This window comes from Vibrio sp. 10N.222.49.C9 (assembly GCF_041474985.1).
GTDB classification, from domain to species: Bacteria; Pseudomonadota; Gammaproteobacteria; order Enterobacterales; family Vibrionaceae; genus Vibrio; species Vibrio crassostreae_C.
The window spans coordinates 1-299 of record NZ_JBFRVD010001548.1 but is presented as its reverse complement, the minus strand read 5'-3'; the positions used below and the strand labels follow the sequence as shown (position 1 = coordinate 299).

At 44.8% G+C, this 299-nt stretch carries 1 protein-coding gene; it reads right to left on the bottom strand.

Going from position 1 to position 299, the window contains the following annotated elements:
- Nucleotides 1-209 (bottom strand): flagellar biosynthetic protein FliQ (locus AB4585_RS29190; protein ID WP_372172305.1); only part of this gene is annotated, 209 nt, incomplete at its 3' end.
- Between the last annotated feature and the right edge of the window lie 90 nt (nt 210-299).

Genomic DNA, 299 nt, shown 5'->3' with positions numbered 1-299 from the left:
CTGATATAGTGCCCACCAAAAGCAATCGCACCAAGAATGGCAAGTAGCCTCGGAAGGAAGCTTAATGTGTTTTCTTGGATCTGTGTAACCGCTTGAAAAATGGCGACAAGTAATCCAACCGAAAGACTTGGTAGGATGATTAGGCAGACGACTTTCACGACGACCCAAAGTGATGAACTGATGAGGTGTACGGCTAATTCAGGAGTCATTCTACATCCAAAAACTTTGAGTAAGGCTTCCGATAATCTTGTTCCAGCCATCGAAGAGTACAAAGGCGCATATCTTCAGTGGTAGGGAGA